This is a genomic window from Pseudomonas brassicacearum (genome assembly GCF_003732265.1).
Classification (GTDB): Bacteria; Pseudomonadota; Gammaproteobacteria; order Pseudomonadales; family Pseudomonadaceae; genus Aquipseudomonas; species Aquipseudomonas brassicacearum_D.
Genome location: NZ_MOBK01000153.1, coordinates 1 through 250 on the forward strand (window position 1 = coordinate 1; position 250 = coordinate 250).

1 protein-coding gene is annotated in these 250 nt (G+C 61.6%); it reads left to right on the forward strand.

All coding sequences use genetic code 11. The features are described 5' to 3' along the window. Positions 1 to 250: ATP-binding protein (locus BK660_RS30540; protein WP_473087026.1), on the forward strand; the 250-nt coding region annotated here is incomplete at both ends.

A 250-nucleotide genomic window follows, 5' to 3' on the forward strand; every position in this document is an offset into this window, starting at 1 on the left:
GAACACGCGCCTGCAGGTGGAACACCCGGTGACCGAACTGATCACCGGGCTGGATCTGGTGGCGTGGCAAATATTGGTTGCCGAAGGTCAGCCATTGCCGCTGACTCAGGATCAGGTCCAACTCAACGGGCATGCAATGGAGGTGCGCCTCTACGCCGAAGATCCCGCACAGGATTTCCTCCCGCAAACAGGCCGTGTCGAGGCGTGGGCACCAGCGCTACAGCACGGCGCGCGAATCGATCATGGTCTG